22 protein-coding genes are annotated in these 19,662 nt (G+C 41.4%); 4 read left to right on the forward strand and 18 right to left on the reverse strand.

What is annotated here, in order from left to right; all coding sequences use genetic code 11:
• Nucleotides 1-68: 68 nt before the first annotated feature.
• From EQG61_RS05650 to EQG61_RS05690, 9 genes are all read right to left on the reverse strand, one after another.
• Complete coding sequence (locus EQG61_RS05650; protein WP_129460931.1) at nucleotides 69-1,088, reverse strand: COX15/CtaA family protein; 1,020 nt, start codon at nucleotides 1,086-1,088, stop codon at nucleotides 69-71.
• A gap of 168 nt (nucleotides 1,089-1,256) precedes the next feature.
• Nucleotides 1,257-2,672, reverse strand: a complete 1,416-nt coding sequence (locus EQG61_RS05655) for a CCA tRNA nucleotidyltransferase (protein ID WP_129460932.1) — start codon at nucleotides 2,670-2,672, stop codon at nucleotides 1,257-1,259.
• A 225-nt stretch (nucleotides 2,673-2,897) separates the two neighbouring features.
• Nucleotides 2,898-3,473 (reverse strand): L-threonylcarbamoyladenylate synthase, encoded by a 576-nt coding sequence (locus EQG61_RS05660; protein ID WP_129460933.1) that lies wholly within the window; start codon nucleotides 3,471-3,473, stop codon nucleotides 2,898-2,900.
• 3 nt (nucleotides 3,474-3,476) lie between these two features.
• A complete protein-coding gene (locus EQG61_RS05665; RefSeq protein WP_129460934.1) occupies nucleotides 3,477-4,457 on the reverse strand; it encodes a WavE lipopolysaccharide synthesis family protein in 981 nt (326 codons plus the stop codon).
• Nucleotides 4,450-5,178: a glycosyltransferase family 2 protein gene (locus EQG61_RS05670; RefSeq protein ID WP_206733874.1), complete on the reverse strand. Its 729-nt coding sequence runs from the start codon at nucleotides 5,176-5,178 to the stop codon at nucleotides 4,450-4,452. The genes EQG61_RS05665 and EQG61_RS05670 overlap by 8 nt, the downstream gene beginning before the upstream one ends.
• Nucleotides 5,175-5,507 carry a hypothetical protein gene (locus tag EQG61_RS05675; RefSeq protein ID WP_206733875.1) on the reverse strand — a complete coding sequence of 111 codons (333 nt, stop codon included), beginning with the start codon at nucleotides 5,505-5,507 and terminating at the stop codon, nucleotides 5,175-5,177. Before EQG61_RS05675 ends, EQG61_RS05670 begins: the two co-directional genes overlap by 4 nt.
• Nucleotides 5,507-6,232, reverse strand: coding sequence for a glycosyltransferase family 2 protein (locus tag EQG61_RS05680; RefSeq protein ID WP_129460935.1), 726 nt, complete (start codon nucleotides 6,230-6,232; stop codon nucleotides 5,507-5,509). Before EQG61_RS05680 ends, EQG61_RS05675 begins: the two co-directional genes overlap by 1 nt.
• Nucleotides 6,225-6,854, reverse strand: coding sequence for an HAD family hydrolase (locus EQG61_RS05685; RefSeq protein WP_129460936.1), 630 nt, complete (start codon nucleotides 6,852-6,854; stop codon nucleotides 6,225-6,227). Before EQG61_RS05685 ends, EQG61_RS05680 begins: the two co-directional genes overlap by 8 nt.
• Before the next feature lie 65 nt (nucleotides 6,855-6,919).
• Nucleotides 6,920-7,549: a PI-PLC domain-containing protein gene (locus EQG61_RS05690; protein ID WP_129460937.1), complete on the reverse strand. Its 630-nt coding sequence runs from the start codon at nucleotides 7,547-7,549 to the stop codon at nucleotides 6,920-6,922.
• 103 nt (nucleotides 7,550-7,652) lie between these two features.
• Between EQG61_RS05690 and EQG61_RS05695 the strand changes: the two genes are divergently transcribed.
• Nucleotides 7,653-8,876, forward strand: coding sequence for a glycosyltransferase (locus EQG61_RS05695; protein WP_129460938.1), 1,224 nt, complete (start codon nucleotides 7,653-7,655; stop codon nucleotides 8,874-8,876).
• Here the strand turns inward: EQG61_RS05695 and EQG61_RS05700 are convergent.
• From EQG61_RS05700 to EQG61_RS05710, 3 genes are read right to left on the reverse strand one after another with little or no spacing between them, the layout of a single operon-like run.
• Nucleotides 8,873-9,826, reverse strand: coding sequence for a hypothetical protein (locus EQG61_RS05700; RefSeq protein WP_129460939.1), 954 nt, complete (start codon nucleotides 9,824-9,826; stop codon nucleotides 8,873-8,875). The genes EQG61_RS05695 and EQG61_RS05700 overlap by 4 nt on opposite strands.
• A gap of 3 nt (nucleotides 9,827-9,829) precedes the next feature.
• Nucleotides 9,830-10,927, reverse strand: a complete 1,098-nt coding sequence (locus tag EQG61_RS05705) for a glycosyltransferase family 4 protein (protein ID WP_129460940.1) — start codon at nucleotides 10,925-10,927, stop codon at nucleotides 9,830-9,832.
• A 2-nt stretch (nucleotides 10,928-10,929) separates the two neighbouring features.
• On the reverse strand, nucleotides 10,930-11,700 hold the full coding sequence (locus EQG61_RS05710) for a glycosyltransferase family 2 protein (protein ID WP_129460941.1): 771 nt from the start codon (nucleotides 11,698-11,700) through the stop codon (nucleotides 10,930-10,932).
• 173 nt (nucleotides 11,701-11,873) lie between these two features.
• Here EQG61_RS05710 and EQG61_RS05715 point away from each other — a divergent pair, with 173 nt between their 5' ends.
• The gene (locus EQG61_RS05715; protein WP_129460942.1) at nucleotides 11,874-12,488 is read left to right on the forward strand and encodes a polysaccharide deacetylase family protein; all 615 of its coding nucleotides are present in this window, start codon (nucleotides 11,874-11,876) and stop codon (nucleotides 12,486-12,488) included.
• An 89-nt stretch (nucleotides 12,489-12,577) separates the two neighbouring features.
• On the opposite strand, the gene EQG61_RS05720 is transcribed toward EQG61_RS05715, so the two are convergent.
• Both EQG61_RS05720 and EQG61_RS05725 read right to left on the reverse strand, forming a co-directional pair.
• Nucleotides 12,578-13,087, reverse strand: coding sequence for a hypothetical protein (locus EQG61_RS05720; protein WP_129460943.1), 510 nt, complete (start codon nucleotides 13,085-13,087; stop codon nucleotides 12,578-12,580).
• 169 nt (nucleotides 13,088-13,256) lie between these two features.
• Nucleotides 13,257-13,994 carry a glycosyltransferase family 2 protein gene (locus tag EQG61_RS05725; RefSeq protein ID WP_129460944.1) on the reverse strand — a complete coding sequence of 246 codons (738 nt, stop codon included), beginning with the start codon at nucleotides 13,992-13,994 and terminating at the stop codon, nucleotides 13,257-13,259.
• Between the two features lie 50 nt (nucleotides 13,995-14,044).
• Between EQG61_RS05725 and EQG61_RS13920 the strand changes: the two genes are divergently transcribed.
• Together EQG61_RS13920 and EQG61_RS05735 are read left to right on the forward strand one after the other, a co-directional pair.
• Nucleotides 14,045-15,517 (forward strand): glycosyltransferase, encoded by a 1,473-nt coding sequence (locus EQG61_RS13920; RefSeq protein ID WP_317127771.1) that lies wholly within the window; start codon nucleotides 14,045-14,047, stop codon nucleotides 15,515-15,517.
• 7 nt (nucleotides 15,518-15,524) lie between these two features.
• The gene (locus EQG61_RS05735) at nucleotides 15,525-16,469 is read left to right on the forward strand and encodes an NAD-dependent epimerase/dehydratase family protein (protein ID WP_129460945.1); all 945 of its coding nucleotides are present in this window, start codon (nucleotides 15,525-15,527) and stop codon (nucleotides 16,467-16,469) included.
• A 166-nt stretch (nucleotides 16,470-16,635) separates the two neighbouring features.
• Here the strand turns inward: EQG61_RS05735 and EQG61_RS05740 are convergent, their stop codons facing one another.
• The 4 genes from EQG61_RS05740 to EQG61_RS05755 all read right to left on the reverse strand — a co-directional run bounded on the left by EQG61_RS05740 (nucleotide 16,636) and on the right by EQG61_RS05755 (nucleotide 19,633).
• A complete protein-coding gene (locus EQG61_RS05740) occupies nucleotides 16,636-17,349 on the reverse strand; it encodes a phytanoyl-CoA dioxygenase family protein (protein WP_394345561.1) in 714 nt (237 codons plus the stop codon).
• Nucleotides 17,350-17,478: 129 nt separating this feature from the next.
• The gene (locus tag EQG61_RS05745; protein WP_129460947.1) at nucleotides 17,479-17,763 is read right to left on the reverse strand and encodes a hypothetical protein; all 285 of its coding nucleotides are present in this window, start codon (nucleotides 17,761-17,763) and stop codon (nucleotides 17,479-17,481) included.
• 210 nt (nucleotides 17,764-17,973) lie between these two features.
• The gene (locus tag EQG61_RS05750) at nucleotides 17,974-18,501 is read right to left on the reverse strand and encodes a hypothetical protein (RefSeq protein ID WP_129460948.1); all 528 of its coding nucleotides are present in this window, start codon (nucleotides 18,499-18,501) and stop codon (nucleotides 17,974-17,976) included.
• A 67-nt stretch (nucleotides 18,502-18,568) separates the two neighbouring features.
• On the reverse strand, nucleotides 18,569-19,633 hold the full coding sequence (locus EQG61_RS05755; protein ID WP_129460949.1) for a glycosyltransferase family 9 protein: 1,065 nt from the start codon (nucleotides 19,631-19,633) through the stop codon (nucleotides 18,569-18,571).
• Nucleotides 19,634-19,662: the final 29 nt, after the last annotated feature.

Raw genomic sequence — 19,662 nt, forward strand, 5'->3', positions numbered from 1 at the left:
TATTCTAAATTATAAATTGAATGGTATACTAAATAAATTTAAAACTCAAAATTTATAATTTATAATATTTATTTACTCACCCGATGCACCACAAACGTAATGGCTGCCAATAAAAAGAAAGCCACCGCTTGATGCGTCACACCGAGCCATAAGGGCACATTGTAAAGTAAGGTGAAAATCCCTAATCCGACTTGTATAAAAACCACAACTAGTAATGCGTTCAAACCGCGTTGTTGGGTGGTTGACAACGAATATTTTTTACTGCGGAAATAAAGTGTGAGGTTTAAGGCCACTACGATGTAGGCCAACATACGGTGCATAAACTGAACGCCACTTTTGCCTTCGGTAAAACGCAACAACCAATTGGGTTTTTCTAACGCAATACTTTCATGGAAAAACTGTCCGTCGCTCATCATTGGCCAATGGTTGTGCACATGGCCCGCATCCAAGCCAGCCACAAAACCACCCCAGATAATTTGTACAACCACTACAATCCAGGTCAGGCGCGCTAACTTTTTCAAAGGTGCAATTACCTCTTGGCGACCTGCATAAATCAAATCCAACGCCACCCAAAATGTATACGCAAACGTCAAAAAGGCAAAGGTCAAATGGATGGATAAACGAAAATGACTCACATCGGGTTGGTTGAAATCTACCAAGCCGCTTTTCACCATAAACCATCCCAAGAAGCCTTGAAATGCTCCCATTCCTAGAAGGGTCAAACATTTTAAGACGGTGTCTTGCGTCAGTCTCTTTTTAATTAAAAAATAAAAGAAGGGAATCAAGAAAACAAACCCTAATATCCGTGCGATAAAACGGTGAAACCACTCCCAGAAATAGATGAATTTATAATCGGAAAGCGTGAAGTGACTGTTGATTTTTTGGTACTCGGGGAACTTCTTATATTCGTCAAAGGCTGCTTGCCATGCCGCTTCACTCATGGGGGGAAAGGTGTCAGTAACCAAATGCCAATCCGTCATCGATAAACCCGATCCGGTCAAGCGAGTGATACCACCCACAACGACCATGACAAATACCATTACACATCCCGTTAACAACCAATAAATAACGCCTTTGTCGGTTTTCATAGTGCCAAAATTTTAAGCCCCACAAAGGTACATTACAGGAGCGAATTCGAACAATTAAACAGGGGTTAATTTTTTGTTTTTTTCCAACAAATGGAAGAAGAAAGTATTCAAGACTTCTATTTAAAATAGCACGATACTCAGCGGCTCAGCGGCTCAGCAGCTCAGCAGCTACACCAAACCCATTCCTTTCGCCTTGGCCAACACAAAGTCATAGGCCGCTTGGTATTCATTCGGAATTTCACCTTCCAAAATCGCTTCTTTCACCGCGTCTTTCAATATCCCCACTTCCCGCGAAGGCTTTAGCTTAAAAACCTCCATAATCTCTTCTCCCGAAATGGGTGGTTGGAAATTGCGCACCTGATCACGTACTTCAACTTCTACGATTTTTTGGCGCACCAACTCAAAGTTCTTGTGGTACTTTTCAAATTTCTTTGGATTCTTCGTCGTAATATCGGCTTCGCAAAGGGTCATCAAACTTTCCACATCTTCACCAGCATCAAAAATCAAACGGCGCACCGCACTATCGGTCACAATATCTTGGGCCAATACAATCGGGCGCGAACTCATCATCACCATTTTCTGCACAAATTTCATCTTCTGATTCAGCGGCATGTGCAAACGCGCAAAGAGTTTCTTCACCATTTTGCCGCCTAAAAATTCGTGCCCATGAAACGTCCATCCTTGTTTTTTGTGAAAACGCTTGGTCGGCGCTTTTCCAATATCATGCAACAATGCCGCCCAACGCAACCATAAGTCGTCACTGTTCGGACAGATATTATCTACCACTTCTAAGGTGTGGTAAAAATTGTTTTTATGGGTATGACCTTCCACTTCCTCTACATTGTTCAAGGCGGTCAGTTCGGGAAGAATTCGTTCCAATAAGCCCGTTTGATGCAAGAGTAAAAATCCGGTCGAAGGCTTGGATGTCGCCAATATTTTATGCAATTCATCCACAATGCGCTCACCCGAAATGATGTCAATACGGTAGGCATTACGCGTTATGGATTCCAACGATTCGGGTACTATCGTAAATTGTAATTGGGTCGCAAAACGAATCGCTCGCAACATGCGCAACGGATCATCAGAATAGGTAATGTCGGGATCCAATGGCGTACGTATCAACTTCGCTTCCAAGTCGGCCACCCCGTTAAACGGATCGACCAATGCGCCAAAATTGTCCGCATTCAAAGAAAACGCCAAGGCATTGATGGTAAAGTCGCGACGGTTTTGATCGTCTTGAAGTGAACCGGAGGCCACAAGGGGGTTCCGACTCTCTTCTGTGTAACTCTCTTTTCGGGCGCCAACAAATTCGATATCCATGTCTTTGTAACGCAACATCGCCGTGCCGTAGTTCTTGAAAACTTGCACTTTAGGCTGGTGGGGAAGGAGGCTGCTGACTTTCAATGCCAACTCAATTCCCGAACCTACAGCGACAATGTCAATATCTTTTTTGTGGTTGCGCTCCAACAAAATATCCCGCACAAAGCCGCCAATCACATAGCACTCAAGCTGTAATTCTTGAGCCGCTTGTGTCACCACTTTAAATATCTTTTGATCTAAAACGTCAGCGTATTGGGTTTTCAACGGAATATTTTTTTTTGCAAAAGTACAAATTCACTTTGGTTATTTGGGCACCCGGGCGCGTCATCCGCTGTATCTTTTATTCCGCTAATGCTTCATAAAAGGATGCCTCCCGAGACTTTGGGGCTACTGCTGGTGCAATCGGTGCAGCAATCAAGATTTTCGAAAATTCAAATCTTCAAATCTTCAATTTTTCAAATTTTAAAATCTTCAAATTTTCAAATTATCTTATTTCCGGATCACCGTCACTTGCGCATCCTGCGTCAATTTGATGATGGTCGATGGTTTTCCATTTACCTTATCGTGATGCAATTGCACCACATAATCCACACCGTTAATAATGGCGGGACTGATTTCTTTAAACGATTGTGGTGTGGGTTCACCCGAAATATTCGCTGAAGTCGATACCAACGGTCGCTTCATGCGTTCCATCAACTTAAAACAAAAGGGTTCTTTCACCAAACGCATACCGAGCGTATTGTCACTGGCAATAATATTTTGGGCTACATTTTTGGGTTGGTCCAAAATCAATGTGGTTGGTTTTTCTGAAAGATCCAAGATTTGCCAAGCCACTTCGGGAATGGAATGAAAAACCGAATGCAACATGCGGTCGCCATTCATCAACACAATCATGCTCTTGGTTTCTTCGCGTTGCTTTAATGCATAAATCTTTTTCACGGCTTCTTCATTGGTCGCATCACAGCCAATGCCCCAAACGGTATCTGTGGGATATAAAATAATGCCGCCTTTCGCAATGACTTCGTAGGCGTTGTGTACTTCTGTTGCAATTAACTTCGGATCCATAACTTAAGCACGCTTCATGCGCTGTAAACGTTTCTTTCTTCGTCTAAAATTTTTTAAAACATACCGGAACGAATTCCATTTCACCTGCAGTGCCATCCAAAAGTCATTGCTGTTTTTTTGCACACAATAGGCATCGTACAAGGCTTCCCATTGGATAAAACTGTACAAGGTAGGATTATCCAATTCAATGTCCATTTTTTCGGGTAAGCGCAATCCCAATTGGTCCAATTCCAAGAATACAAAATTGTCAATCAACGTTTTTTCGGAAAGGGCAATTTTTGAAAATGGCAATTCGGTATAATAGTCCAACTGCAAGTCAATCCCTTTTTTGGCCGTACAAGCATACCAAATGTACTGCTCACAGGCATAGCGCATTTTATAGGCTTCGTAAGGATAGGCTTCGTTGTAAATAATATGATTTTCAGGAAAACGACGGGTCGTCTCAGGTTCGGGTTGCAACGGAATATCCCACAGCAACTGCATATCCGTAGTCAATCCCACTTGAAAAATATCACTCACATGATAAAGAATCGGCACGCGTCGCGGGTCTTTGGTAAACGCCACTGAAGTCAGCACACGTTCTTCAAAAACCTTGTAATCATTGTAGGCCGTGTATTTGCCCAAATAATCCATAAAACCTCCATGAATCAAACGGCAATCACTGCGCAGTTTCATCGTGTATTTTCGCGTGGCTTTCAATACGCCATTGCGCGTCGATACAATTTGTCGGTTGTTGTTATTGTATTTGGAGGTGTTGCTATCGTAATAGGAAGTGCCACCCGGATCTTCATTTTCCAACAAAACATCAAAGTCCAAATGCGAAACTTCACTTCCTTTCCAGGTAGATAAAATGATTTCGGCTCCCGGTAAAAAAGCACGGGCACTTTCAAGACAACGTTTTGTCAGTTGTAAACTCGCTTCATCAGTGGGTTTCCCGTGAACCGGACCCTGAACGACAACCGAAAAATCCGAGGAATTAGGCATGTTTTTCCAAATAGAGGGTCAAATCTTCGGGCGTACCTAAACCGTGCATGGCTTCAAAATCAATGTTGTAGATTTTGATTTTTTGTCCTTCAGCGATACAATAATTGTACACAGGACAAGTGTAAAATTCATTATTCACACGGTCGTTGTTGGCAATCATATCAATCGCACCATCCACAAAAAAATGCCCTTTGGTAAAGAAATAAATGCCCACGGTAGCAAATTCTGAAATGGCTTTTTTCTCTTTTACTTCGGTCACATTGCCGTTGTCATCGATTTTGGCAAACGACCACTTCGGATTGCGTTCGGCATCGACAAATGTCAAAATACTGCCGTCTGCTTTTTGATCCAAACAATCGTTGATATACGCTTCAATCGACATATCCACCAATTGATCCGAGTTGGCAATCAATAACGGATAATCGTTGTTGATGTATTTTCGAGCGAACAAAACTGTACATGCAGTTCCTTCGGTCAATTGATCCAATTCAATGAATTTGGCATTGTAATTTTTTTCCAATTCGGCCACCAACTCTCGTTCTTGTTCCAAATGCTCTTTTCGGGCAATCAAAATATAATTGGCATTCGGATAATATAAATTCTCCATCACACGCGCAATCATGGGTTTGCCATTAACATCGATAAAGGGTTTGGGTTTTTCGTAACCGGCTTGGGCAAAACGACTGCCTTGGCCAGCCATGGGGATAACGATATTGATCATAAGGTATCTACGTATTTATCATTGGAAGCGCCAGGTACTTTCACCACGACGGTGGTAGTGTCAGTTAACGCTCTAAAATCAGTGGAAGTATTGGGTTCAATTTTTATAATGGCACCTGGACCGTATTGCACACCGCTCATTTCCACTTCTCCCGAAATAATTACGGTAAATTCAGTGGCAATTTTATGGTGATGGGCTGCTTCGTATTCGCCAGCGGTATAGGATTTCACGCCCACTTCAACATCATTGGTTTTGTATAGGGAAGGTTCGAAGTTGCCAATGAACCAGCCTTTGAACATGTCCGCTAAATCGTGTTTTTCGATCGCCATTATTTTTGTGCTTTTAGGTATTCTTGTAAATTTTGTGGGGCGTAAAACGAATGGTAATCCGTTTTGCTAATGCCAAAATCCACTACTTTTTGATTCTTTAAAATGTATTCGTTAATTACCGATGAGGTAAAAAAGTTGCCGTTGATTTGCACATCATCCAAGATGCATTGGAACGCATTGGTAAAGAAATCTTGGGCTTTGGCAAAAAAGTAAAAACCGGCAATAGCAGCATTACTAATCGGGTTTTTCTCTGCCGTTTGCACCACTTCACCGTTTTCAATGCGGGCATACGACCAGCGGGGATGAACGGATGGGAAAGTCACTATCCCCACATCGGCTTTGCGCTCGTCGAAAGAAGAAAGAATCGCTTGAAAATTATGGTTGATGATTTGGTCGCCGTTCAATACTAAAATGCGATCTTCATCCGATAACGAATCAATCGTCATTAAAATACTGCACAAGGCACCTTTGGTATCGCTTTTCAATTTGACAATTTCGCTGTTGGGTGCCAACAAACGAATGGTGTTGTCCAAGTGAAATTTACGTACATCTTCATCTTTTAAAATGAAAACCGCTTGAAATGGTTCGGTAATCGATTGAAATTGCTCGATCACCACTTGAATCATGGGTTTGCCATCAATTTCGACCAAGGGTTTGGGATACGAGAATCCGGCATTGGTATACAATTCAGAACTACCGGCTAAAGGAATGATGATTTTAAGCATGTTCGATTTCGTTTATACGGTTCATAATAGCGGTAAATTGAACATCATCCACCGTTTCTACTTTAAATAAATGCGCTCCCGAAGCGAGGGCCGCTTTGATTCCGTTTTCATTGTCTTCCACAATCAAACATTCTTCCGGTTGTAAGCCCAAGCGTTGAATCGCTTTTTGGTAAATCTCCGGATCGGGTTTGCCGTGCGTAACGTCTTGATTGGAAATAAAGAAATCCAAATATTGCGTCAAGTTGGCTTTTTGCATCATGATTTCGATGGTATTGCGCACCGAATTTGAACAGACTGCAATGTGGTAGCCTTCTTCTTTTAATTTCGATAAAGTATACTGGTGATTAAACGACGGTTTGCATTTGGCATACACCATTTCCATCGTATACACTTGTTTTAAGTCGTTGATAAAACCATGGAGTTTGCGGGGGAATCCGCCTTCCAGACTCAACATTTCCAATTTCTTTTTGGTGGGTAGTCCGTCAAACGTGACCAAATGATCGTAGCGACTAATTTCGGTTCCAAATAAGCGCAAGGCTTTGTTTAAGGCTTCATAATGCCAATCTTTTGCATCGATGAGTACGCCGTCCATATCAAACAATACGGCTTTGATTTTGGCCATGGGTTTCGGTTTTAAGCTTGCACAAAAATAGTATAAATGCGCTAAAAATATGGTTTATAATGGGTTTATATTTCAAAAAATGCCGAAGCGTCTTCGGGGATATCTGTGCACAAAATCACATTCGGATTGTGGTGTAAACCCGCAGCTTTCAACATCGTCCACAAGGGTTGGTGGTCTCTGCGGTGTAAATCACAGGAGACAATCGCCACTTTTTTACCGTCTTGAATGAATTGCTCGATATCGCCCGTCGTATACCAAACCGAAAGAAAGGCATCCAACCAAATGCCGTGGCAATCGGCGTATTTGCTTACGGTTTCCTCGTATTCGCTGCGACGGGAATAGTAAATAAAACCTTGACGATCATAGTGCAATAAATCGGGAACCGACATGTCAAAGACAAAATAATTGGTGATGTTGTGGGCTTTTAGCAAGTCCATCAACGGCGCTTGAAGTCCGTCCGCTTTGATATTAAGCGCTAACGTTCCCGTGCAATGGTGTTGGTTATAGATGTCAAAAAAAGTAGCCGCCAGCATACAATTAGCATCAGCCATATCGTGTGAAATCACCAATTGCCCCTCGTAATCCCGAAAGTCGGTTTCTGTTCCGTAATTTTTGGAAAAGGAGCGCACAAACGCAGCTTCGGTATTTTTTTCTTGTGGATCAATCCAATATCCACGGTGGCTGATGATTTCCATGTTTTTCAAATTTCTACAAAGATAAAAATGATAAATTAGCCCACAAGGTTAGCCGAAGTCTTGTCGAAAAAAAGTACTTTTGGCCCATAATTGCTATCGAACAATGTTTCAATCACTCAAAATTTATTTCAAAAACCAACAATTAAAAGGAAAACTCAAGCAGTCGCAAACCGCATTTTCAGTGGTTTTACCTGATGTGCAAAAAGGGGCTTCCGTGTTGATTGTTGATGATAAATTACCGGAATACGACAAAGATTCGGGTTCGAGACGCTTGAATTTAATCATTGATATTCTCTTAGAACAAGGCATTCAAGTCTATTTGATGGCCGATAAAAAAGAATACAAATACGATACAAGTTATTGCGCTTACTACCAAAATAAAGGCGTTCAAGTCTATTTTCCTAGTATAGATGCCGAAGGCAATTTGGTGACTCGGGAAGGATTTCTAGAACGTATTGTGCCGCAGGTTTCGGCTGTTTGGTTGCACCGTCCGTTGGTATTTGCGAAGTACATTGACCTGGTTCGTTCACTGAATCCCAATGCCAAAGCCTTGTACGATATGGTGGATTTCCACTATTTACGTATGAAACGGGAAGCCGAATTGAAGTCCAATGATTCTAAATTATTGGCAGAAGCCGAACGTTTTTTGAAAATTGAACAAGCCAATTGCGAAGCTGCAGATACTATTATTGTGATTTCTTCTTTGGACAAACAAAATCTAATGCCGTATTACGCCCAAACCCAAAAAATGACGGTAGTGGGTAATATCCATGATTTTATTACGGATACCCGCGGACAATTGTCGTTTTCCGACCGCAACGATTTATTGTTTGTGGGAAGTTTTGAGCATGTGCCCAATATTGATGCCGTACAGTATTTGCGCAAGCACATTATGCCCTTGGTATGGGAGCGTTTGCCTGAGGTAAAAGTCACCGTAATCGGGAGCAATCCCAAACCGGAAGTATTGGCCTTACACGAAAAACGATTCGAAATTCTGGGCTATGTCAACGATTTGTCAGAGGCGTTTTGTACCCACCGATTATTCATTGCGCCGTTGCGTTATGGCGCCGGTATCAAAGGGAAAATAGGGCAGAGTCTTGAGTTCGGACTCCCACTTGTCACAACACCCATTGGAGCAGAAGGTTTTGATTTTGGTAAAGTAGCTGACGCGATGATTGCGGATAGTCCGTCGGAGTTTGCTGAAAAAATCATTACAGCCTATACCAATTCAACGCTATGGGAAGCCATTCGCGAGCAATCCGAAACTACGTTACAACCGTTCTCGCGTAAGGTTTTAACTGACAATATCGTTAAGGCGGTACGTTAGAGTTCGAACACCGTATCCACCCAATTAGAAACTGTATAGTGGTGGTACATTTCTTCCGTTAAGGGTTCGAACGGCCGTTCCATAAAAGTTTTTATATCTGAAATAGTAGATTCGTTGAGCACCAAAATATTGTTGGGATTATAAAACGGATAGCGCGTCACCGAAGCATTCGAAGTGATTATTTTCCGTTGGTATGCCATGGCTTCAAAAATTCGGAAACTCAATCCGTTTTGTTCCGTGCGGATCAAATCCAAAAACGCTTTCGATTGGAACATCCTGTTTTCGATCGCCTCTAAAAATAAATTGTTTTTGGAGTAGACAATCCCCGCATCCAATTCGGCCGGTTCTCTTTTGCCCACACAAATAAAATCCGTCTGAATTCCCTTTTCACGGCAATAAGCCGACACTTGATTCCATAGCGATAAGCGTTCATCAATAGAAGCAATCATAAAGATGTCTGTGGGTAGTTCGTTAGCCGGAACCAACGGTTTTTTGTCAATATAAATGTAATTGCTAATGAATCGAAACCCGTATTTGTCGGCATCGTCTAGATCAAATGTATAAATCGTGTCGTACAAGCCTTTCAACAGGTGGTCGACCGGAAAACGGTTGGTGCTATCGTACAAATAGGCAATGTATTTTTGGGTAAAGCTTTTTATTTTTTCATGGGTTTTCCGACTGATGCGATCGGGGCGGATGACCAAAATTTGATCTTGGGGACCGAAAGATTCCAAACGGGAAAGCACATATTCTTCCATTTTTACCCGTTTGACATTTACCCCAAAAAAGACTTTGGAGAAGAAGTTTTTGATTTTTTCAAAACCCGATTTGTAGCGGTAACGAAATTTAGAAATGTCGATATGTTGGGCTTCAATCCCTTTTTGATGCAACGTATCGATAATGTTTTTGTCAAAATCGAAATAGTCAAAACTGATGAGCGTTACTTTCATAGCCTAGGATTTTAATACCGCTTCCAACTCCTTGAACATCGCCTCCGCAATCACTTGACGGGTGAAGTTTTTCAGTAAATGCTGGTAACCGTTTTGCACCAATTGTTCTTGCAAGGCCTTATCTTGAAGTAAACGAATGGTCTTTTCAGCAAAGTCGGATGCATTTTCTTTTTCACACAACAATCCCGTTTCGTTTTCCACCACCACTTCTGGAATTCCACCGGCGCGGGTTGCTACGATAGGCACATGGCTGGCATAGGCTTCCAATAGCACACCGCCCGTGGGTTCGAGCTTCGACGTAAACAGAAACAAATCAAACTCTGGAAACAATTCCGGAATGTCCGTCCGGAAGCCCAAAAAGGCAAAGTAATCGGTTAAATTTTTCTCCCCAACCAAGGCTTTGATATCGGCTTCCAATTCGCCTTTTCCTGCCAAAACAAACTTGACATTGGGGACTTCTTTTACAATCTGTTCCGCGGCATTGACCAAGGTTACATGATCTTTAAATCCGACAAAAGCCGCGATGTTGCCAATGATGATGGTGTCGTCTGCAAGTCCGAGTTCCCGACGTAAATTTCCGTTGGGTTGGGTACGATGAAATTCGTTTAGGTCGGTCGCGCTGCCCACAATGGACAACCGACTTTTATCTTTTATAGCTGGATTCAAGACATCGATTACGGCTTGGGAAACGCACACGATTTTCTTCAATCCTTTGTAATTGTATTTCCATTTGCGGAAGAAATTGGTATCCACTTTTTTAATCAACGTACGGAAGAAGACCATGGGCGTTTTCCAACCGTACAACAGTGAAGAGAGCACACAAAGCGTGTGGGCCGTACTGTTGTGAATTAAAATCAGGTCGATTTTTTCTTCTTTGATGATTTGGTGAATTTTTTTCATCCACTTTCGATCGTATTCCGAATGAAAGGGCAGGGTGTGGACATTGTACTGGCGTTCTACCGCTATTTCGTGCAAACGCGTATCGGGTGTGCAGAGCAAGACTTGGTGTTCGACCTTAGCGGCAAACTCTTCATAATAATAAACGATTTGCTGTTCGTGACCGCGCCAAACATTCGAAGCGGTAATTTGTAATAAACGCATAACTAGTCGATTTTACGGTACATCATCCACAATTGCAGGTAACGTTTGAATACGGAAAAGGAGTGGACATACGCCAAGATAAATCCTTCTTTTCCGTCGAAAATGCCCAAGCGGAACAAGTACTGCCATAGAAAACGATATAGGGGCCGAATGAAAAAGTGGTAGGCATTCGGACGCTTTTTCTTTTGGTACAAATTCAGCGCTTGCAATTTGCTGTATAAGTTGAGTTTGTCGTTATAATTATCAAAACTCTTGTAACTGTAATGGTTCAATCGGTTTTTTAAGATGCCAACTTTCCCGTCGCTTTTCACTTCTTCATGGACTAAATTTCCATTGTAGGTTCCGTGGTTTTTGTTGAAAAGACGAATAGCTTTGTCGTTTTGCCAACCCCCGAAACGAATGCGTTTTCCCATAAAATGGAAGGTACGCTTGACGAAGAAGGCATTTTTTTCGCCCGGATTTTGAACGGTGGCCCGAATCTCTTGTTCGAGTTCTGGCGTGATGATTTCGTCCAAATCGAAAAAAACAATCCAATCGTGAGTTGCTTGTTCGATGGCAAAATTGCGTTGTTCCGAAAAGTTGGTAAAGGGACGATTGATCACTTTGACTCCCATGGATTGGGCGATGGCTACGGTTTGATCCGTACTTTCAGAATCCACAAAAATGATTTCATCTGCGAAATACAAACTTTCCACATACCGTTTTACATTCGCTTCCTCATTAAAAGAGATTGCCAGGGCGGTTATTTTGGGCGAATGGGTAGTTTCGGACATGAATGCTTAATCTATGTGCGACAAATATACTATTTTTACTGAATTACAATTTTCAAAATTTACGAATGGTGGCCCGACTTCCCATTTTAATGTACCATAATGTTACCCCTGATTTAGCCCAATCCAAAGGCTTAACCATTGCCGCTGAGCGGTTTGAGTCGTAATTAAATTATTTGAAGTCAGCAGGTTATGAAACTGTATTTTTGTCTCAATTGGCTCAAACGACTTCATTAAAGGGAAAAAAAGTACTTATTACTTTTGATGATGTCACGGTAAACCAATTAGAATTTGCCGTTCCTCTTTTAGAAAAATACGGCATGAAAGCCCAGTTTTTTGTCCCTTTTGCCTATTTGGGGAAATCCGATGCGTGGAATTATGGCGGCGAAGATCGGGGCGAACCCATCATGACGGCAGAGCAATTGCGCCAACTGAATCCGAAAGTCATCGAACTTGCTCACCATTCGTATGAACACCAGCATTTTGCCAAGATGGATGAGGCGGCAATTGCATCCGACTTCAACGCTGCTTTTGAAGTGATTGAAAAAGAAAACCTGAAGGTGTTCCCCGCGATTGCTTATCCTTACGGTAATTATCCCAAAAAGAATCCCGAAAAACAACGTTTCTTCGCGCAAATCGCCGCTCTAGGCATGCAATACGGCCTACGAATTGGAAATAAAGTGAGTCGGTTTCCCTTCACCCAACCTTTCGAAATCAAACGCATTGACATTAAAGGCGAAGATACCTTGTGGAAGTTTAAGTGGAAATTACGGTTTGGGAAGGTTTTTTAGTTGGCAGTCGCAGTCGCAGTCACAGTCGCAGTTTTCAGTAATCAGTACTCAGTAGCTCTGCTCTCAGCCTCTCAGAAGCTCAAAAAAATTTACTTCATTTTGGGCAGTTGGGTATACGAAGGGATGAGTTTTTTAAATTCTTCGTTTGTAATTGTATGAAGTTTTTTGGGGAAATCTTTCGTTTTGATTTCTTGTAATCCCGTACCACACAAACTCCCGTTTGACTTTTTACTTTCTTGGTAGATTTTATCCAGAGCTTTTTTATTTCGGTTTTTTAATTGTTGGGTTGGTAAGGAATCAATTCGCGCAAACGTTTCTTGACTTTTGAAATAATGCGTTAGACTCAAGACGGCATTTCGAAAACTATCCACGTTTTTTTTATAATTATCTTCCTCCATCAGCAAAGTAATTTCAGAATCCACACTTTTGTAGAGTAGGGATTTCGTGAAATTTTTCTCTTTATTGGAGTAATAAATCACTTTTGTGAAAGAATTACCAGGATTTTGATTTTTTGATTTGGAAAAAAAGTAACTGTTTTCCTCGGAAAATGGAGTTACAAAAAAAGTAGAATCTTGAACTAATGAATCCAGCTTGCGCAATCCAAGTTGATTTCGAACAGTATTTGTTTGTTTTATTGCTGATTCGAACGAGTCTTTGCACCCTACGCAAACCCAGAGTAATAGGAAAAGAGAAAAGGTTTTTCTTTTTTTATTCATCAATGTGATTACACTGAAACACATTCAAAATGTAAAATTTATAATATAAAATTTATTTCATTTCCCGTTCAAGCAACAGCAACTTCACATACCGTGAAAAAACCCCATATGCATTCACGCTGGCCAAAGCAAGGCCGGGGATGCCGTCTAAGAAGCCTTTTTTAAGAATATACGAAGAGAAAAAGCGGTACAAGGGTTTGAACAACAAATGCCAAATCGTGGCTTTTTTTCCTTTGTCTCTGGACATGCCCGCTTGAAACCACGCATAGGAATTCTTTTTGCTGAGGGCATGGAACAAACCTTTGTAGGTATAATGAATCATGAAGTGTTGCAACTGCCCAATAGTGCCGTTGACTTGGAGTTTTTCATGAACATCGCCGGTGAAATGTACACCGTCATTTTTCACCAAACGGGTCACGCGGTCGACTTTATGGTATAAAAAGCGATTCATGAAATAATGCGGGAAGTTGATTTTATAGCCCGCATGTTTCGGATTTTCTAGAGTGGCGAGAATTTCCAATTTCAGTTTAGGAGTCACCCGTTCATCCGCATCGACGAATAGAATCCAATCGCCTGTTGCCAAAGCAATCGCGGCGTTTTTTTGGTTGGAAAAATTATCAAATTTACGTTGCAAAACGGTACATCCCAACGATTGGGCGAGTTCGAATGTCCCATCCGTGCTAAACGAATCAATCACAATGATTTGTTGGGCAAAAGCCACTGATCGAACAGCGTCTTCCAAATAGTGAATTTCATTATAAGCGGGGATGATAACAGTTAGCGTTTGCATTCTTTCGGATTAGAAAACAAATTTAATAAAATTAGGTTACCTTTGCACCCATGCAAAAGAATGTTACGGTAGTCTTAACGAATGGCGTCGGCACACGCCCAATTTCCTCCACACTTTGGGGTTATGCGGCCCAAAATTACCGCAATTTTGAAGTTGTTGTATTGCAAGAAAATCCATTCACATTGCCGGATTTGCCTTTGTTTTTTTCTACAAAAGCATTGGCTTCTGCTGATTTACAAGATTATTTGCAATCATCCACTACCGATTATGTGGTTTTTGCCGATGCCTATGCGATTCCGCGTGTTGATTTTATTGAGAACCACATCAAGAATCGGGAAGAAGGCTTTTACCTCACGGGTTCGCTCTTTTACATCCAACAAACGGTTTGGGAACAGTTGGAATCCACCGCTATTGAATCGGGGAACTGTTTTGAAAAGCCCTTTTTGGAACAACACGGTATCAATACAGGCATCTCGGTATTTCGTCCGTTGGAGTCGGGGAGTTGGGCCGGTATTTTAGACCAAACCTTGCCCGAATTACCGTTTAATTTTTGCAATAGTTCGCTGTGGAAATCGGATTTTTTGCAATTGGCTACTCAAGGTCAGTGGGATTACCGTTTTCCCCGTGACCGATTTTATACTAACTTAGGGACGTTGAAAAACAAGTCCGTTAAAAATAGCACCTTACTCATGGCACCTGAAAATGATAACAAATTGAAAATTTCAGTCGTGGTTAGTACCTACAACGCTGAAGAATGGTTGGAAAAAGTGCTTATTGGCTACCAATACCAAACCTATCCACATTTTGAATTGATTATCGCAGACGACGGTTCTCGCCCTTCCACCAAGGAATTGATTGATCGCTATGCCGCGAATTATCCCGTTCCCGTGCGTCATTTGTGGCATGAAGACCAAGGCTACCGCCGTCAGGAAATTTTGAATGTGGCCATTATGGAGGCGGCTTACGAGTACATTATCATGACAGATGGCGATTGCATACCCCGTAAAGATTTTGTAGAAATCCATGCGAATGAAGCCGAACGCGGTCGATTTTTATCCGGCGGTTATTGCAAACTACCCATGAAAACCAGCAAGCACATTTCGGAACAAGATATAATTAACCAAGATTGCTTTAAAGTGAGTTGGTTGAAATCCATTGACAAACTCGGTTTTTCCAATACGTTGAAGTTGGGAGCCAACCCGCTTTTAGCCAAATTATTAGACTTTATTTCGCCCACCACACCGTCGTTCAACAACTGTAATTCCTCGGGCTACCGTGAAGATATGATTGCCATTAACGGGTATGACGAACGCATGAAATACGGCGGACCCGATCGTGAGTTTGGGGAGCGCCTTGAAAATTTTGGTGTGAAAGGAAAACAAATTCGCCACAAAGCCGTAGTATTGCATTTGGATCATCCACGGGGTTACAAAACGCCAGAATCTTTAGCCGCCAACTTGGCGATTCGCAAGGAAGTGCGGGACAAGAAAATCAAGTGGACGCCGTTTGGAATAAAAAAATAAACACAGTATGCGCATTTTAGTCACCGGAGCCGCCGGATTTATTGCTTCCCATTTATGTGAACAGCTGCACGCTTTAGGGCATGAAGTGTTCGGAGTCGATAACTTCAACGATTACTACAGTCCGGAACTGAAAGCACTGAATGCAGCCGACTTGCAAGCCAAAGGCATTACTATTTTTAAGGCCGATTTGAATGGTGATTTGTCGGCGGTTTTTGCGCAACCTTACGACTATGTCTATCATCTAGCAGCACAGCCGGGTATTTCGGCAGACACGACTTTAGACGAATACATTATCAATAATATCAAAGCAACGCAAAACCTCTTGGATGCGGTGCTCACTTATTCTCCCTCACTCAAATCCTTTGTCAATATAGCCACTTCATCGGTCTACGGATTGGAGGCTACAGTGGATGAAACTGTCCCACCACAGCCCGTATCTTTTTATGGAGTGACCAAATTGGCGGGGGAGCAATTGGTGCTCGGACTCCAACGTACGGGGAAGTTGAATGCTTGTTCGATCCGTTTGTACTCCGTTTACGGTCCGCGCGAACGGCCTGAGAAATTGTATACCAAATTGATTGAGAACCTGATTAACGATCAACCGTTTCCGCTGTTTGAAGGCAGTTTACGCCACGAGCGCAGTTTTACCTATGTTGGGGATATTGTAGCAGGTTTGGCCGCGATTATCGGTCGGGAAGCCTTGGTCAATGGAGAAATCATCAACTTAGGTACCGATGAGGTCAACACCACAGAAGAAGGCATCAAAGCGGTTGAAGCCATTCTCGGTAAAACTTTAATTGTAGACCACCGTCCTGCCCGCAAAGGCGACCAACAACGTACCGCTGCTGTCATTGACAAAGCCCAACGCTTATTGGATTATACACCCAAGACTTCCTTACGCCAAGGTTTAGAAGCGCAAGTGGCGTGGTATAAAGAGAAGTTTGGGGGGTAAACATCGCAACTTTTTTATTTTTCAATTGAACAGTTTTCAGGACGATTTAAGGCGAACTGTTTCATTTTTTGTCTTGGTATTCGCTGGGTTATTTTGAAATTTTCTTTTTCAAAAACAGTATTGTTATTTTTTACAGTTCATTGAATACAAGGTAGATTTTAATTGATTAGTTTATTCGTTCTGCCCAATTTAATTCTTTGGGTAATTCTTGATTTGAAAATTCAATATGAATGACGCGTCGCTTTTTTTGGTTTGTTGTTCTACTCGAACTGTGTAACAGTAAAGGTTTCATGACCATTATACCCCCTTTTTTTACCGGACAAATAGTTTCTGATTCTTGCAACCAGTCAATTGTTTCAGGACGGTATATTTTCTTTGCATGTGATTTAGGAATAACTTTTAAAGCGCCATTATTTTCATCGGTGTCGTCAAGATGTATACGAATGGTAAAAATGTTTTCTAATAGAGCTATTGGCGGTTGAACAGCATATTGGTTTTGCTTCACTGTCCAAGGTCCAAAGTCGTCTAATTCCACTTTTTTATCTACTGAAATAGTCAAGTCTTGGTGGTAGGAAACGTACCAATTTGAAGTTTCAGGTTTATCAAAATAAATGCTCTTAACCACGAAATAATCCTCACCAAAGAGTTGTCGTACAACATTCTTTAAATTCGCATTAAAAACCAAAGGTTCAATTGCGGGGATTTCTTTTAAAAATTGCCGAATAGCAAATATGTCGGCTGATTTTCGGAAAGTCGCTTTGTTGCTATCCGCTTGTTCGATAGTTTGTATTAATCGATCTATTTCCGCATCAGAATAGATCGAGTCAACGGTTGTAAACCCATTTGCTGTTAGGTCGTTTTTATGTTTATCGGAGAACATCATTTCTTACTAAGTTAAACGTTTTTTGCTTCGCACCGTTCGCTTCGCACGGTTCGTGTAAAACAAACGCCAAACTAGCACTTGCTAGCCATAGCGGCTAGCGGCTGTTATATGCCGCTTTTCTCATTTTTAAAGTGGTGTCGGTTTAGGTCGCCCGTGTTCTCTATATTTTTTTACCGCTTCATTCCAGTGCCAAACCATTCCGTTGTCCGCTGGTGCAACTCGTCTATTACCTTTAACTTGTCCATCGAAGTGTCCGTTGTCATCAAATTCAAAAGGTTGTGAAGCACTAAGTATGTCGGACAAGTCGAACTCACCACCTGCTAATTCATAATGTCCTTCTAAGAAATACCACATGACCCAAAAAGCTTCTTCTTCGGTTAATGCGTCTTTAGAAAATTCATTTCCGCTCATAGTTCCTTTTTTAATTCAATTATGTCATCAATTTCAATCATTTGTTCGATTGTTTCGGTGTCTTCTTAAAGCGGCATATAACGTTTTGCAGCTTAGCGAAGTGGCGGATTATCAGCACTAAAGTTAAAAAAAACCTAAACTTTGATAAAGCACAAAAGTTTCTAAAAAAGCACTGAAACCGCCATTTTGCCAAACTGCTGTTATGCGCTGTTATTGTATAAGGTTAGATATTCCGTCTGAAATTTCTTTTTCAATTATATCGTTTCTTAAACCATCTTTAAAAAAATATTGATTAATTGATTCAGGAGAATAAAGTTTTACCACACTATTATTGCTATTGTTTAATAATATAAGATCTGTCCAAGATGCTCCAGGTTTAATGAATAATCCAAAATAAGTTATTATATCTCCTATATTAAAATTTTCAAACATTGAGTTTTTTATAAAATAGATATTGGTTTTTGATTCATGATGATTTGGCTTCATAAAGCTATCATACTCAAAAGTTCTTAATGTGATAGTTAATTCTAAATATGGTTCTATTCTGTCTATTTCACTCTCTTCTACATCACCGAACCTTACAATATTACCTGATTTGTCAAAATAACTTTTGTGTTCATTGATTTTATAGTCAATAATTCTTCCTTTAATAATTCTAAGAGGAATTTTATTATTACCAATTTCCATAAAGCTGGGTTCTACTTTTTTTGATGTTTTGAAAATGTCAAATATTCCCATTTTTTATACGGTTGGATTTATAATAACGCATAACAAGCTTATAATTAGAAATTTAAATTATTCAAATCTACCCCACATACCGCGCCAAAAACGCCTGTAAACGCGCTAGATACAAGTCCGGATGGAGTTCGCGGTACATTGCACTCGGGTCGGCTTCAATTTTTTTGCGTTCTTCATAGGTGAAGGCCGTGTACAATTCGGGTTTCTCTTCCCGCAAATGCACCGAAGTATGTTGAATGCCGTCTTCAAAACTGGCCCAATGTTCTTTGTTGACATAAGGCGAAAAGATCGTAAACGTGGGTTTGTCCAGCGCTTTGGCGATATGCACCGTGCCGCCTTCGTTGGCCACCAATACGTCACACTGCGCCATGAGTTTGATAAAGTCGCGTATCGAAGGCGCATAGATATCCAAAATGATGCGGTCTTTATGGTGGCATAACTCGTAAATTTTCATCGCCTCTGCCTTTTGATGGGGCGAATAATTGAAGAGCAAGTACACATCAAACTGGGAGGCAATAAAATCACAGACTTGTGCGACATAGTCGTAGGGCATTGACTTTTGCGGCGTACTGCCCAACACGCCCATCACAATCACTTTTTTATCCTTGTATTTGCCCAGCCAATCTTCTTGTTTTTCGGCCTCGGAAAGAAACAATTTGGGCGCATAATCAATCGGCGTGAAGTCGCCCGCATATTCAATCAAATGCACTCGATCTTCGATGGCTTTGCCACAGAACTTGTCCGAAGATTGCAGCGCTTCGGTAGGGTGGGTGTAGTAGTTCCAGTTCCCGAATTTCTTACGTGATTTATGGCCAATCGTCATTTTGGCCCCCGAAAACTTACAGATCAACCGACTCTGGGTTTTGGAATAGGGGTCAAAGATGATGTCGTATTTTTGCTGTCGCACCCAACGGATAAACTGGATGAGGTTGGGTACTTTTTTAAGCTCTTTTTCTTGTATCGGAATGATTTTATCGATATTCGGATTCTGTTCCAAAACGCCCGTGGTAAAGTCGTAAGCCATAAAATGCACTTCGCTATCGGGGTACTTGCGTTTGAAGTTGTTGGCGATCACTGAAGCGATCAAGACATCGCCAATTCGTTTGTTTTGGATGATAAGAATTTTTTGCATAGGATAAAATCTTGGTGCAAAGTACAATT

Source organism: Flavobacterium stagni (genome assembly GCF_004122105.1).
Lineage (GTDB): Bacteria > Bacteroidota > Bacteroidia > Flavobacteriales > Flavobacteriaceae > Flavobacterium > Flavobacterium stagni.